Here is a 16,226-nt window from a genome sequence, read left to right on the forward strand (position 1 = left end):
AAACATAATAGTTAAAATACTAAACTGCTATCTTTAAAGGAGTATATTTTTTATCTTTGTACTTAACAAGGTGCAAATCAGTATCTATTATTTCAAAAATATTAAATATACTAATGTCCAGATACTACAATTTTACCATCTTTGGTTAGACCTACTGTTGTTTTTGAGTTTGAGGCTATTTTTATTATGTTTCTCCATGATTTCGTGTCCATTTGGCCATAAATGTTGTATCCAGTTGTTAGTACTCTACCATCTTTAGTAAGTCCTACTAGATGATGAGCACCCGTAGATATTTGAACTATATCTTTCCATTCATCTGTTATTTTACCCTGGAGATAATCAGTTACATAAACTTTTCCATCAGTTGTTAGTCCTGCTGTAAAATTAGGCGATAAACTTAAACTATCTATATCTGTCCAACCTCTGAATATATTTTTGTTAAATACATTGTAGCCGGTTGCCATGGGTAAATTACTTGAATTAATCGCAGCTGTATTGTCATTACCAGCATAAACTTTTATTAAATCTTTCCACTTCCATACTGCAGCCCTGTTTGAGCTTGTATTTCCAACTACTTTTACTTCATTATTTTCAATATATACTGTATGACTTCGACCTACGGACACTGAATTATCTGTATCAGTATATAACATATTTATCAACTTGTCATATTCAGCACTTGAATAACCCAAAGAAGACTTTCCGGTAGAATTTAGCTCATTTAAATATTTTTTTACATTATATAAATCTACAACTCCATGGCCGCTTCCCTTATCATTTTCAATACTTAAAGCAGTATCATACAATGCGTAAACTATGTCCTCACTATTAAGTTTAGGATATCTGTATATTAATTCTCCAATTATTCCACTTAGCTTACCTGATGAAAAAGATGTACCTGTTTTTTCTACAAAGCCATCTTCGCTATCTAGAAGTAATATTTTTTCACCTTCCATCAATAAATCGACATCATCGTTGCAGTTAGAAAACTTGCTAATATAATATGTTCCATCTTCATTAATCCCACAGGACCCAACTGATATTACGCCATCATAGGCAGCAGGGAATGAATATATATCATATCCTGAATTTCCTGCTGCAGATACAAAAACAACTCCCTTTTCTAAGCCATTTCTAATTTTTTCATAAACATATTTATTTGGACTTGAACTTGAAAAGCTCATATTAATTACTTTTGCTCCACTATCTATTGCATACTGTATTGCATTTCCCATTTGCTCGCCATAATCAGTTTGTATATCAAGAACATTTATTTCAATTGGCAATATTTTTATATTGCTGCTTGAGTCCCACAGATTTTGTGCAATAAAAGATGAATACTTGACTGCGGCTCCAGCAACAGCTGTACCATGTCCTGTATCATTGCTTTTATCTATAATAAAGCTCTTTGAAAATAAACAGTAATTCTTTATATACTTATGTTTTATATTTATTTTACTATCTATTACGGCAACAATAATTTTATCTGTCTTTACTGTTTTAGCCTGAGCTGCGAATATAAAAATATTTAAAATAGAAAATACGCAAACAAAAATAATTAATAACTTTTTTAGTTTCATAGTTACTCCAAACTTTTTATTATTATTAAATAGTTTAATTAAAATAAGGCTGTTATTTAAAATATTTATCATACTAAATTATATACACTGATTTGTAACAGCCTCATTATCTAAATCTCTAATACATTTTGTATTACCTAAATTGTTTTAGATAGTTATAAATCATTACAGCAGCTTCAGTTCTTGAAGCATTGTTCCTTGGTTTAAATGTATTATCATCATAGCCTGAAATTATACCGAGTTCTACAAGTTTAGAAATTTCTTCCGACGCCCAACTACTTATACTGCTGCTATCATTAAACAACCTATCACTTTTCTCTTTAGAATCTAATGCTCTTCCTATAATTGTGGCTATTTCTTCCCTGGTTATATAATCACTTGGTGCAAAGTAATTTTTATTTTCCACCTGTTTACCATTTATTAAACCATTCATAACTGCTGCCTTGATGTAAATCAATGTCCATGATGGCAAGTTGTCATTGTCAGAAAACTTAAGTTCTACATCCTCAGCTTCACTTAAATTGATGTTTTGTGTTACAACAAGCAATTTAACAAATTCAGCCCTTGTAATATTTGCATTAGGATTGAAAATTACCTCATCATTGATATTATATCCATTGATAATATTTAAAAAATTCAATCCATAAATATAATCATATCCCCAATAATCAGGTGCTATATCTTTAAAAATATCCTGTGTAGGATTAGCCAATGCAATATACATACCTGGTTTAGTTATATTTGCTGTTACAGATTTTTTGTCAGTTGACATTTCACCGCCCTTATAAATCAAAGTACCTATTTCTTCATCATAATAATAAATATAAGCATTTTCCGCATTTGAGACAGGTAAAGTAAGCTTAGCTGGTTTAGCAAAATCTGTTACAAGATTTATATAATATGGTTGGCTTACTGAAAATACTCCGCTTGGTATATTCATTCTCTCTAAAAGGCTTTGTATATCTTTGAATGCAAATATATCAACATTATCTAAATAGTACAGTAGAGCACCTTCTGGAATTTCAAGTATTACACCATCACTGGTTTTTATAGTTCCACCTTTTGTTGACATTTCACTTCCTGCAAGCCATGTTAACAGCTCCCTTGAATAAACCGGAGGATAATATTTAGAGCTTGGCCTTTTATCTCCTGATATGTCAATAACTATGCTATCACTTATTGAAGCTCTATCTGTTACAAAAAACTCTGACTTCACAATTACTGTACCATCATATATTGCAGTTAAAACACCATCATCGCTTATAGCTGCAAATTGACCACCTTGTATTATACTATATTCTACCGAACTATCTGGTAGTTTTTCACCTAAAGCATCATCGAGTGATATATATGTTGATAATTTTTGAGTTGTTTTTGTAGTCATTAATTTTAATTCTGGAACTATAGAAATATCACTTACTTCTACTAAATCATTTAAGACACTAATCTCCTTTTTGGTTACATTGTTAGCTGAATCTCTTACCTCAAAGTTTAGTTTAGACAAATATGCAGTTTTAAAATCTATTTCCGTATGAAAATTACCATCTGCATCTGCATCATAGTTGACATTATTTATTGTAACAGTAGCAAATGGATCAGTTGTTCCTGTAACAGTTATTTTACCATTCGTTGCAACCGCTCCGTCCTTAGGCTCTGTTATAACTAAAGTAGGTGCCTTATTATCATATTCCACCACATATTCCTCAACTAATCTATCACCATGTTCGTTTTCGTAGTTTATAATAAAATAGTTAATGCCCTCTTTTAAAGTTGTATTTTCACTAAAACTAGTAGTAAATTCCGTATTAGCTGAATCTAAATTTTTACCATCCTGCTGAATGCCATATTTTACAGGAATATTTGTATTTCCACTAATTATAATATGACTAGAATTAGTTACATATTTGTAATATCTTTGTTCTATACCATCATTATCTTTTTCTACATATGGTTGTTGGACTATTTTACTATCTGCTGATTTAACTTCAGAATAGACTATTATTTCCTCTGGCACCAATACATTAACAGAACCCGAAGCTGGTACACCTATGGTCCCACTTGAAGATGTAACATTTGGTATGGAATTTTTTTGTACTAAGGGTAATTTATTAACTACTACATTTGGCTTAGTACCTATTGCTCTAATATCGAAATAGTATGTTTTATCTTGGGGATTGTTTTCATCTAATTCATCCCCATCGATTACTACCTCAAATTTCTGAAGTTTTTCCTTAGGAAGATTCCCAGGCCAATTTTCAAACAAAGGTTCATAATCATCTGGATCATATACATTATACACAACTATTGGAGTGCTAGTATCATATTTGGCTACTGGACTTTCTTTTCTGTAAATATAATACTGATTCATGCTATAGTCTGCATCCCAAGAAATGCTTATTTGATTGTTACCAATATCTTTAACCAAAAATCCTGTTGGTGCATCTGGTGTTACAGGATTAGTAACTTCAACCAAATATACTTTATAATCTGCTACAGTGTTTTCTTTATCTGCCTTAGCATAAATGTAGTACGACCCTGTTGGTAGATTAATTGGTTTTGTTGTAAATGTACCCTCTTCTCCATCTGCTGTAGGTTTTGTATATATTACTTCATCCTCTACCTGTATAATTTCTCCAGTTGTTGGTTCAACATAATCTTTTGTTGTATTCGTTTGTCCATAAAGAAGAGTACCTGTTCCCCACAAAGCGGGTGGATTATCAATCATTTCATTATCCACTTCATCAGCATTTACAATGTAAAATCTAAATTTATCAGGTTCACCCTTTAGCTTCCAGTCTGCTGTAATTGTGCTATTTATCGAGTTATAGGAAGCACTGAAGTTTGTTATCTCTGGATTTTCCATTGCGGAGAATGGCAAAACTTCCATAGAACCATTTGTAATAACAGTCCACTGTCCATTTTCAGGAGATGCTATTGGTATTGAAACCATGTATTCATTTACAAGTCCTTGTTCTGACATATCTATAACCTGCTTAATAGCAACTATCTCATTTTCACCTACTACAGAATCATTTATAGTTCCATCACTATTTAACAACTCTGTATTGTTCATATATCTTATGTCCAGAACTCCACCAGTACCTGGTTTAACTAATTTAATTGAAGTTTCATCAAGATTATCAAATTGTTGTTTTGTCATTCTTAAAACTAGCATAACATTGCTGTTATCCGTCAAATTAAGTTCTGTTATGAATTGTGAATCTTCATCTGCATATTGAGTATATTCTAGTGGAATAAAATTATATCCATATTGAGCAATACAATTATTATCATATTCAACAATTATACCATTACCCAATTTTTCTAATTCATCTTTTAATTCTAGAAACTCTGTTTTACCAGTAGCAAAATAATATCTCACTCCTACACTGATTTCTAAAACAAATACAGACCCTGCAATACTATATTCTGTAACCTCTGCAATTACTCCTGCTAAATCTAATCCACCTATAACAGGAACTACACTTGGCACTGAAATTGCTAATGTAGCTCTACCCAGAAAGGACTCTCCATCAAAGTAGGATATAAATATGTTTCCTTTAAAGATTTTATAATGTATTGTAGCATCTATTCTAATTCCTCTTTTTTCAATTTCTGGGTCCCATGTTGCCCAGACAAATTTAGCACTAACTTCAGCTAAATCCATCATGTATAAATCCGCTTCTGCTTCACCTTCTAAGTGGAATGGTGAAAGTGCTATTTCACCCTCTGCAGACAAAAGATTGTATCCTAAAAATTCTATACCTGTAGAATCTTCAATAGCGATTCCAACGATTATAGTAATTGGAAATGCACCAGCAAAGGAAAGATTTTTAAGTCCTCCAGAAAAACCTGAAATTCCAATAGGAATAGGTGGTGCTACCGTATATGGCGTTGGAAAATCTGCACCTACATAAATTTCGTCAAATCTACCTTTCCTAAATCCAATCCGTGCTTTTGCACCTGCTGATTCCTCCACCATATCACCAAGGCTAACTGCTACTTCAACCACAAAATGCTCTTGTTTAGTATTTACCTCTAAAATAGCATTCGCTCCAGCAAATAAAGACATTACGAAAGGCATTTCAAAAGCAAATTTTCCTTCAATATCCATTCCATCTTGATTAACTGATATGTTATCTACTTCTGCCTCGAAATATCCTACAGCTAGCTCACTAAGAGAATCTCCAACTGCTTTATTTATATTGCTACTTGGAGTAAAATCATTTGTACCATATGTCAATGGATTAAGAATACCCATTGATCCTTTAATATCTATACCTTCTTTTGTAATTATAACTTCATCTAGAGATACAGGTACATTCTTGTAGGATACATCATAACTTGAACCCGAACCACCTACTTCATAAACCATTCGTACCTTTGTGTCCTCATCACCAATTTTACTTGTTTCTTCAAACTTAAATCCTGCTGTTGCTATTACAGCTTGAACGGATGTTTTATTCCTTTCATTTACGATATCGCACCATAACACCCCATCAGATGCCTCTATTGATGCATCTTTCGGATTTGTGTTTACTAATAATGTACCACGCGCAAATTTCAACGCATTGTTTATCTTTACAGGATTCTCTACAGTTGAGCCAATTGATGTATATGTACCATTCTTATTGTCAATAAATTTACCATATATTGTAACCGTTTCTTCTGGTGTATTATATCCATCATCGAGCATCACTATAGGGAATTCAATTTTACTAATAAGATTGTAAGAATATTTTATATCATCCGATACTACAACTGCATTTTTAAATGTTTTTTTATCATACTTATTACTTGTTGCATCTGAAACTGATACAAACAAATCGTATGTACCAACAGGTACATTATCTGGTACTCCTACACTTATTACCGTATCAGAAATTTTTCTAAATGTGCTCCAATCTATAGTAAATGACTTATTTCCTTGAATAAGTTTTGCTTCCATAACTTGACCTATTGCTCCGCCAAATGAATCAAATCCACTTCCATTTATAAACACACTTCTACTTATGTCTTCTTTATAAAAAGGTGTTTTAGGAGCGCTATCTAGAAATGTTATCTTTGGTAATCCCCCATCTTTGCCTTCCATAATGAGTACTTTTGTAATTCTTTGTGCTGGCATACCCTCGGCTCTTACAAGTACTGAGTAGGCTGAAATTGTAAACTTATCTTGAACTACTGGACTTATTTTCCACATACTTCTTTGATATGAACCTACGGTTAAAGTTTTTATAACTGTTTTTTGCTCTCCTTCAACTAATTCCAACTCATCTGGCAATTCTAAATCTATTTGAAGATTATCTATATTTTTAGAAGTATCAAAGTTGTTATCTATGTTAAATTCTGCATTTACATAATCAACTGTATATCCTGATTTATCAGCTTTCATATTAAGCTTATCAGTTCCTTGCAAACTAATTCTATAACCAGGATCATTGTCTTTTATAGATGCATCTCCTACTCCATAGGCTGTATCTATAGACTTAGTTTCTCCAATCTCTAATTCTACTGGATTCCAATACATAACAGCACAACTATCCTTTACAGCATAATCAATTGTAGCATTATCTGGATAAATACCATTTTCCTCGTCATAAGGTTGACCATCAACTGTAACTTTTATAATTTGTTTAGCAGGATCAATGTTATAATCCCATTTAGTTTGTGATACGTCTCCCCAAGCAGCAAATTGAAGTTTGTCAGGCTTTGATAAACCTTCCCCTGAAACAGCACCCATTGCAATCACTTGTGGTGTTACATATTTCTCAAGAGCATACCACATAGATGGTATTTCATCACCAACGTATTCTTTTTCCTTATAAATAAATCCATCACCTGGTACCGTTAACACTGGCGAATCAACTGATCCAATTTTAGTATCAAGTAACATTCTTATTCCTACTGATTTTGACTTTGTGCCCTTGTTCACAATGTCATAAGTCGCATATACATTACCAATGCTTGATAACTTAGGATTGTTCATTAATGTAAGCCTTTGTGTTATTACAATATCTTTAATTGACCACTCACTTATTATACTGTTTGTATCCAAATCAACATATGGCACCGTGGTGTAATGTCCTGCTAGCCCTAAGAATCCATAGTCATTTCCATAAATGTAATCCTCACCATTAATGCGAACTGATGTGTATGAAGTTTCTGGTCCTTCAAATCTATTTCCATAAAGTAAATCTTGGTAATCATCTGCACTTTTATTTGGCAAACCGCTAAGTGTTTCTGTTATGAAACGACCTGTTTGTTTATCTGCGGTTACTCTTATTACCTCGTTATTTATTTGTACTACAGGATATCCCCAGTTGCCATTTGTATCGCTCAAATCTGCCCCTGAGCCTACTTCATCAGCGTAGGCTATGGATGTAAGCCCATATGATAAAATCATAGATAAACTTAGTATCATTGAAATTACTCTTTTAAATCGTTTCGACATCTTTTCACCACCTATCTGGATAAGGGGACGTTTAATCAGTCCGTCCCCTCATTCAATATCTTTTTATTTAACAAAATTTAATGTAATCATCCTTGTATTTCTTTCTTGGTCTTGTACATACAATGTGTATACTCCCTCTTGTACAGTAAATGTTCCAAGTTTAGACATATAACTACCATTAGTTTTGAAATATGCATTATCATAATTTTCTCCACGTGCATATTTAACCGTATAATTACCATCAATTCCTACAAACTCGACAAATACTACGCCAGTATCAAGAAGTAATATGTCATTAGTTACTTGACTTTTTAAATCAATAACATTATCTTGAACTATTACTACTGCTGATTCTGTATCAAGAACATTTACATATCTAGTTTTTGAACTTGTGTTTCCAGAAGCATCTGTTACTGTGTATGTTACTTCATATGGCACGTTATTAGTAGGAATTGAAGTATTTACATTACTTGCAGCGGTTATACCTTTTGTAATGTCTCCGTCCTTATTATCAAGAGCAGTTGCTCCTTTATCATAATACTTATCATTTACTCTTAAATATACATTGCTTCTACCTGTAATATTTAATATAGGTTCTTCTTTATCTATACTATTTATTGGTACAACTACATCTCCAATATTTCCATATTTGTTGCTTACCTCAAACATATATGTACCGTTTTGATTTACAGTATATGTTCCAATTTTGTCGGTTCCTTTATCTGTCAATGAAATCGACTGTGAATTGTATTTAAGTCTAGCACCCTCTGCAACCCCATCTAGTACAGTAAATTTGATTTCAACTGATGAATTTGTAGCTTTGTTGCTATACTCAGTTTTTACACTTGGTACGCTCTTATCTATCCATGTTACATTTGCTGTAAGCTTTCCAGATTCTTCTTCTCCTGGAACAACTTCTATTTGCCTATAGTTAAAATCCTTAGTTCCATTTTCTTTGAAAACATATGTTGGAGACGCATCTTTTTCCACAGTTGTTACGTTTCCATTTTCATCTGTTACATTAATATTATCAAATCTCTTAATAGGTCTGTTTGCTGACATAGATACTACAACGTCCCTATTGGTATAGTTAGTTGTACTATAATTTAACTTTGTCAGTAAATCAGTTCTATCTATTTCATTAATTACTAGATTATAAACAAAAGAATTTGCTAGTGTGTCTGTGAAAACTAATTTTTCCCTGAAGACAGGTGTAGCATCTCCAGTAACTGTTGGTTTATATGCCATAACATATTTGTAAGCAAAGCCTTCAGTACTAGATAACTCTTCTACTGTGAAATTAGTTGTATCCTCCAATTTTACAGGTCTATCCGTTTCGTTAGCATGTGGAAATTCTATTTCAACTATAACATCATGTTTAGTTTTATAGCCCTTAGGTATTTCCGAACCTTTTTCGTCTGGACTTATTTTTCCATCTGAATTAAAATCATACCACACATATTTTTTAGCAACAGGTTCTGGGCAAACTTTATCTATCCAATCTACAGATGTTTTATATTCAATTAAGTTCCCCTCAGCATCTTTTTCAACAAAGCTGTAATTGCCGTTTTTATCAAATGAATAACTATTCTCATTATTATTGTTTAATACATTTATATCCGATAATAATACTACAACATTATCATTTGTAAGCTTTGGTCCCATAGGAGTATAAGTTATGGCAGATGATGATGTTACTGTTGTAAGAATTGGTGTATAGTTTTCACCAATATAACTTAAGTCAACTATGTAATCCAAATCTTCATCGTTGGCAAATTTTACATTAAATGAATATATAGCACTTCTTGTAGTAGTAAAGGAAGCAATTACTTCATCATTTACATTTGAAACATTATCAATAACACCGTATTTATCTTTGATTACAGAACCTAACGGCATTGCAATTGTTGCTGTAACAGGTTCTAACACCTTGCCTTCTACTGGTTTTTCAGGGCTTAGAGTTGTTATAATATCACTTAAACTGTACTCTATACCACTAACATTTATAATTTTTGCAAAAAGGTTTGAGTTGTTTTTATAAACTAGTAAATAATCACCATTCTCATAAATCTCTGTTTTTCCTAATTCATCAAAGTTAAACAGTTTACCTTCTCTTTGATACAAGGTATAATTAGTGTATTCGGAACTATTTTCTAATATAACAACTCTGTTTTCTTTTACTACATCTAATTTTTCTTCTAGTTCAGATGAGATTTCACCTATATTTGATGATATAATTGTTTTACCTGAATCAAATCCATTTATAGATACATTGCACCTTATTGCGCCACCACTTGTTACAAGGCTTGGAATGAATCCAACTATTTCATCTTCTGATATCTTAAACATCTTACTTACGTTAATGGCTGTAGAAGAAGTTACACTTAGTTGATCGTAGCACTCAACTTTTAAAATTTCATCAATTTCTGAAGCATCATTCACAGAAATCCTTATTAAAGTATTTTCCTTACTACCATTTTGCAAACCATAATACCCACTTACAGCTTCACCAATTTTTATATCTTTTACCGCAACTGTTTTAAGTGTATCTGGTTTTATTAGCTCTATTTTATCTGACCTATATACATTATTCCATGCTTTAGCAAAGAAATATATACTGTTGTTAATTATGCTAGATTTTTGTTCAGGAACAAAATCTATTCCTGTTATAGCACCATGTGTTGTAACCCATGAAACAGGAATTGCATAAGGATTTCTTGACCACTGATATGATATGCTATCCTCATCAGATTTAACATTTAGACCATTGATAGTTACAAAATGCTTAGGCAACGTATTCTTTATGTTGTCAGGCAATAAAGTTTTATAAACATTAGTATTATCTTCTGAATTATATATTTCTATATTTTTCAGTTGGATAGTACCTCCTATACCATCTGTATCTACAAGAGACACATACGGAATATTGATAACTGCTAGATTTGTTGTTTCACCTTCATTTACCCTGTCTTCAAAGCTTAAATCATAAGTTTTAACTACACTATGCTGCATGTCTTCAGTATTTTGCCATACAACCCTTAGTTTATCTGGCTTTTGAAGTTTATCAATCATATGTAGTTTATCATCTATCGCAATGAGAACTTGTTTTTCATCAAGTGCTTTATCCGTAGCAGTTATGTTGAACCTTTTATCATTTATGTTTTCATTTAAAACATAAAACGGCCCATATGCTTTTTCAATAAATTTGCCAGCTGTATTCTTTGCGTATACTGCTAGATAGTATGCTTTATATAGAATCTCACCTGTAACTTGTGGGATATCTTTTGGTATAAGCTCAATTGTACCGTCACCATCGCTATCTAATATTTCCGTTCCACTAATCGAATCATCTACTTGAACTAAGGAAGTGCTAGCACTTTCAACCCAATCATAATACGCTTTATCTAAGTTAACTATAGGCTCTGTTATCTTAATTGCAACTGCTGAATCAACAGCTAAGTTGTATTCAGTTGATGTTAAATAACTTCCCTGTTCTCCTCCAGTCAAACTTACACTTGGAGGAATATTTGATTTGTTTATAACAGCAATATTATTATGAAATGATTGAACATTATTTGATGTAGTATATCTAAGATGAACTCTCTTAGCTCCTGCCTTTTTAATAAATGCATCTCCCGATTTTTCCATATTGGACAATGATGCTCTAAATTCTGCTCTCATTAAATTCAAATCGTTTGCATCTTGTGTGAATTCGGTTCTAATGAAAGTATTATCACCAATTGAATCTTCCCAATTTTCTTTAGGAATTATTCCATTTATTTCAGGTATAGCATAAACGCTTATTTTATCTGAACCAGTTTCTACATCTTCAAACTCAGTAAAGTCCTTATCTGTTAATTCAATATTTATGTCCTCAAAACTTTCATCAAATAAAGTATTTTTATTGTAGGTAACTGTAAAGTCAAGGTTTTGAGTTGTTTGATTATACATTATATTGCTTATACCTATAACAGGGCTTTCAATGTTCACATTTATTTTTTGTACTGTTATATCTCCCATTTTAGAGTAAAGTGCCACCGTGACTACGTAATTACCCGTTTTATTGCTAATAGAGTTAATTGGTATATTGTATTGTCCATCACTATTTTTATTTATAGTTCCGCTACTTATGTAGGAATTAGTATTTGATCTTGGACTAATGAAGTATTTTATACTATTCAAACTTTCATTATTTTCACTAATACCAAACCCTATGTCCATTGTATGACTTCTAATTGCTCCATAATGTTCTTCTGCCGTGTCACCGGTATATGATTGACCTGTGCATTCACAGCCTCTATTAATAAATTGTCCTATTGCAGGCTTACTATCAACAAGATTAAATTTACCACTAGTATCACTTCCCGTTTCAGCAAATGCCATACTACTAGCTCTAAGCATTGCTGAAGCAGTAGTATCATCATCTATTTTAGGTATAATATAAAGATACCCTTCATTATATTTAGGTCCTAAATAATTAACTACTCCCTCTGACTTCATTTCTACTGGTATAGTTATTTGACTTGTAATATTTTTATTTACTTCAAATGATACTTGACTCCAACTTGAATTAGGATTGTTAGTTAATATACTTTCATCATAAATATTACTCCATTTGTAATAAATAGTAGCTCCTGATAAATATTTAGGATCTATATCTGTTTTTAAATACATGTTTGTAAGTGCATTCTTAGTGTTTGAACTAACATCACTTGGTATAATATTAAACATTGGATTATTACTGTTTTCTAATGTGAATTGAATTGGTTGCTTATTTGATATCATAAACAAGTTTTGTTCTTTTTTTGTGTAATTATTAACTAAATCCCACGCATCTATAGTTACTTTAAACATTCCTGTATTTGGAGTTGTGTTTTCTATAGTAAAATTTGAATTTTTTACTGCATTCACTACTGCTATATCCGTACCTGTTTCCGTAACTGATACAGGTGCATTATTAATATTATTTGAACTAATTGTTTTAGTTACCTTTGAAAGGCCAAAATAATCATCTACATTAAATATATTTGGTGTATTTCCAATATTAATAACAGGGGCTTTGGTATCAACTCTTTTATTACAAGATATATTTTTTGTATTAGTTGTAGTGTTTCCAATTGTATCTTTAGCCGAAATAGAATAAAGGGTAACCTTTTCAAAATGTTTTTGAACAGAAATATTTTCAGTCATTATTCTGAATTTGTATTTTACATCGCCATTGCTATAGTTGAAACTATCTTTATCTAAATATTGAAGTCCAACGTTATACGTACTTCCATCATTTGCTGTCAATGTTACTACCATATTAGAAAAACTTGAGATATCTTCACTCATAGTAATATAAACATTAGGCTCTAGTGCAGCTCTGTTTTGTTTAAGTTTTTCTGTTTCAGCTGACATGTGTGGGCTACCATTTTCTAATCTAACTATATCTGGCGGTGTAGTGTCTTTAATCATTCCATAAATGTTGTTAACATTCATGTCAAGGTCTTTATTTAAAAATCCTCCAGACCTTTTACCTCTCACCCCGAAAATTAGATAAGCTGTATTAGTTGGTACACTAATTGTCATGTTGTTATTTATCCAATTAGAAACATCATGATTATCTCCATTGCTCCTTCCAAGGAAACCTCCATTTCTATTATACTTTGCAATAAAAGGTGCACCATAATCTTTATCACCTTTATAATTGTCATAGTATGCATTTGCATATGCTTTAAGTTGCCCTTTTAATGCTGCTCCAAGCAATTTGTGATCTTCTAAACTCACACAAAATCCCATGGTTGCTCTATCTCTTTGTCCTGGCCATGCTACACCTTTTCCATCAATAGTATCTTTTTTCCATGTTCCAGTATTAAAATCTTCATTTGTTGGATTGTCATAAACTGGCCCCTTGCTATCTGGCATCTGGCTATAGCTACTAAAATTAAACCCAGCATGCATCAAATGTAACGAAGGAACTTTTGACATGCTAACCCTTTTCATACTTTTTACTTTTGGTGCTGCATATGCCTGATTCATTGGAATCATAGCTATTACCATCATCACAACAATAAATAAAGAAATTACTCTTTTAAACATTTTTCCCCTCCTCTCTTAAAAAAATAGTATCTACTTAAACCTTTAAACATCTATTCTTTTACCCTCCCTTTCATATCTTTTTTATACATACCGACTGTAGTCTGTTAGTATGATTATTATACTCCATGTACCATTATATGTCAAATCAAACATTATAATATTCTTTTTAAATCAAACATTATAATATTCTTTTTAAAAAACAAGTTACAGTTAATTAATTAACTGTAACTTGTTTTTTTATTATCTATTCTATCAAAATCGGAGCCTAATAATCTAATGCTATCTATACCTGCTTTACTCACCATATATAGTATTTTATTTCTTGAATTTAATTAACTTTTCTTTTGTGTCCAATATACACTTTAATCCTAATGGTATTGTTGACATAGGATGGCAGTGGCCTGATTTAATGTTATACATAACTGGTTTATTATAATCTGATAAAATATCTTTCATCAGTTCATCAACTCCATACAATTTGCAACTTTCATTATGACAATTTGCAAAGTCTCCAATAACAATTCCAACTGAATCATTCAATTTTCCTGAATATTTCATTTGATACATCATTCTGTCTATTTTTTCAACGGATTCATTCACATCTTCTATGAATAAAACTTTACCTTTTGTATCTACTTCATATTCTGTTCCAATCATAGATGTTAATAATGATAAATTACCACCTACTATAATTCCTTCTTCATAAGCATCTGTCATCACCTTAATATCTTCACCAGGTGGATTTTCTAATATAAATTCTTCTTCCATATTCAAAACTCTTTCAAAACTATTTTTAGTAAAATAATCATATTTATTTAGCATGTTTGATTTAACCATGGGTCCATGAAAAGTTACTAAATCACATTTTTGATTTAATGCGACATGTAAATTTGTCACATCACTATATCCAACAAAAATCTTAGGATTATTTTTTATCATTTCATAATCTAATCTATCCATCATATGAGAGCTTGTATCTCCACCCCTAATACACCAAATTGCTTTTATATTTTTGTCTGCAAACATTTCATTTATGTCTTCTGCTTTTTCTCTACCTGTACCAGCTGAATAACCATGAATAGAACGATATGCGCATTTACCCATCTTTACTTTATATCCCATATCTTCTACAAGTTTTTTGCACAAATCTGCTTGCTCTTTTGATACAGGAGAGGACGGTGCCACTATAGCAATAGTGTCGCCTTTTTTTAACTTATTTGGAAAAACCACAATACTCACCTCTTTGTTCTTTTAAAATATAAAATATTAAATTAAATTTACAGCCCCTACACTGAAATAATATTATAATATAAACATCCTTGTAGTCATGAATTCATTTATATTTTTTGCAGTGTATTGAACAACACGCGGACTAGCTTTAGTAACTCCTGGATAATAAGAAGCTCTCTTTGCCTCTTTATGGTCTTTGTAACTTATTTCAACCTCAAATTTTTCAGGTATATCTATTTTGCATGCTTCTATGTGCTTTAATGAATTTTTAACTCCCTCTTTTATTAACTCACACGCATAATCAGGGTTGATACTTATTGTAGCTCCCCCTACACCATCTTTAACTGCTACAGTTTCAATTCCATTATTAAATTGTTTAGCAGTTTCACAAAGCATTTTATCTCCACTAATAAATACTACAGGCACACCATAATTAGCTGCTGCATATGAATTCAGTATAAATTCAGATGCCATTTCTCCATTAACCATTATGTAGTTATTATTTGTATTCATAGTATGTGATAATGGGTTTCCATCATAGCCTGCACCTGCATGATAACCTATAAATATTGCAGCATTAAAAGTTTCATCAATGCCAGCCATCATTGACTCAGGACTATTTGCCCAACCTCTACATAATTTAACGCATCTTGGAAGTTTAGTGATATCTATGTTTCTAGCTGAATCATGGGCATCTTTTATAAATATCTCATTTGCACCCATTGCTATTGCACCTTCACATGCTGCAACAGTTTCCTTTGTCATTTGAAGCGCAAATTGTTCATAATCACTACTACCAAGCTCTGTTTCACTCCAAGCTGTCACACCTGTTACACCTTCAATATCAACACTAATATATACTTTCATTTTATCCTCCTAATATT

General features: G+C 31.8%; 5 protein-coding genes. All 5 read right to left on the reverse strand.

Annotation, left to right across the window (positions count from 1 at the left end):
* Window positions 1–110: 110 nt before the first annotated feature.
* The 5 genes from J2Z76_RS01525 to J2Z76_RS01545 all read right to left on the reverse strand — a co-directional run bounded on the left by J2Z76_RS01525 (window position 111) and on the right by J2Z76_RS01545 (window position 16,209).
* A complete protein-coding gene (locus tag J2Z76_RS01525) occupies window positions 111–1,580 on the reverse strand; it encodes a S8 family serine peptidase (protein ID WP_209510217.1) in 1,470 nt (489 codons plus the stop codon).
* A 133-nt stretch (window positions 1,581–1,713) separates the two neighbouring features.
* Window positions 1,714–8,031, reverse strand: coding sequence for an S-layer homology domain-containing protein (locus J2Z76_RS01530; RefSeq protein WP_209510218.1), 6,318 nt, complete (start codon window positions 8,029–8,031; stop codon window positions 1,714–1,716).
* A gap of 63 nt (window positions 8,032–8,094) precedes the next feature.
* The gene (locus J2Z76_RS01535; RefSeq protein ID WP_209510219.1) at window positions 8,095–14,112 is read right to left on the reverse strand and encodes an immunoglobulin-like domain-containing protein; all 6,018 of its coding nucleotides are present in this window, start codon (window positions 14,110–14,112) and stop codon (window positions 8,095–8,097) included.
* A 315-nt stretch (window positions 14,113–14,427) separates the two neighbouring features.
* A complete protein-coding gene (locus tag J2Z76_RS16945; protein WP_209510220.1) occupies window positions 14,428–15,342 on the reverse strand; it encodes a S66 peptidase family protein in 915 nt (304 codons plus the stop codon).
* A 72-nt stretch (window positions 15,343–15,414) separates the two neighbouring features.
* Window positions 15,415–16,209 (reverse strand): M55 family metallopeptidase, encoded by a 795-nt coding sequence (locus tag J2Z76_RS01545; RefSeq protein ID WP_209510221.1) that lies wholly within the window; start codon window positions 16,207–16,209, stop codon window positions 15,415–15,417.
* Window positions 16,210–16,226 lie beyond the last annotated feature (17 nt).

The sequence above is a fragment of the Sedimentibacter acidaminivorans genome, assembly GCF_017873955.1.
GTDB lineage: Bacteria > Bacillota > Clostridia > Tissierellales > Sedimentibacteraceae > Sedimentibacter > Sedimentibacter acidaminivorans.

Coding starts and splice junctions, on each gene's coding strand:
- J2Z76_RS01545 (WP_209510221.1), bottom strand. CDS start 16,209: ATGAAAGTATATATTAGTGTTGATATTGAAGGTGTAACAGGTGTGACA.
- J2Z76_RS01525 (WP_209510217.1), bottom strand. CDS start 1,580: ATGAAACTAAAAAAGTTATTAATTATTTTTGTTTGCGTATTTTCTATT.
- J2Z76_RS01530 (WP_209510218.1), bottom strand. CDS start 8,031: ATGTCGAAACGATTTAAAAGAGTAATTTCAATGATACTAAGTTTATCT.
- J2Z76_RS01535 (WP_209510219.1), bottom strand. CDS start 14,112: ATGTTTAAAAGAGTAATTTCTTTATTTATTGTTGTGATGATGGTAATA.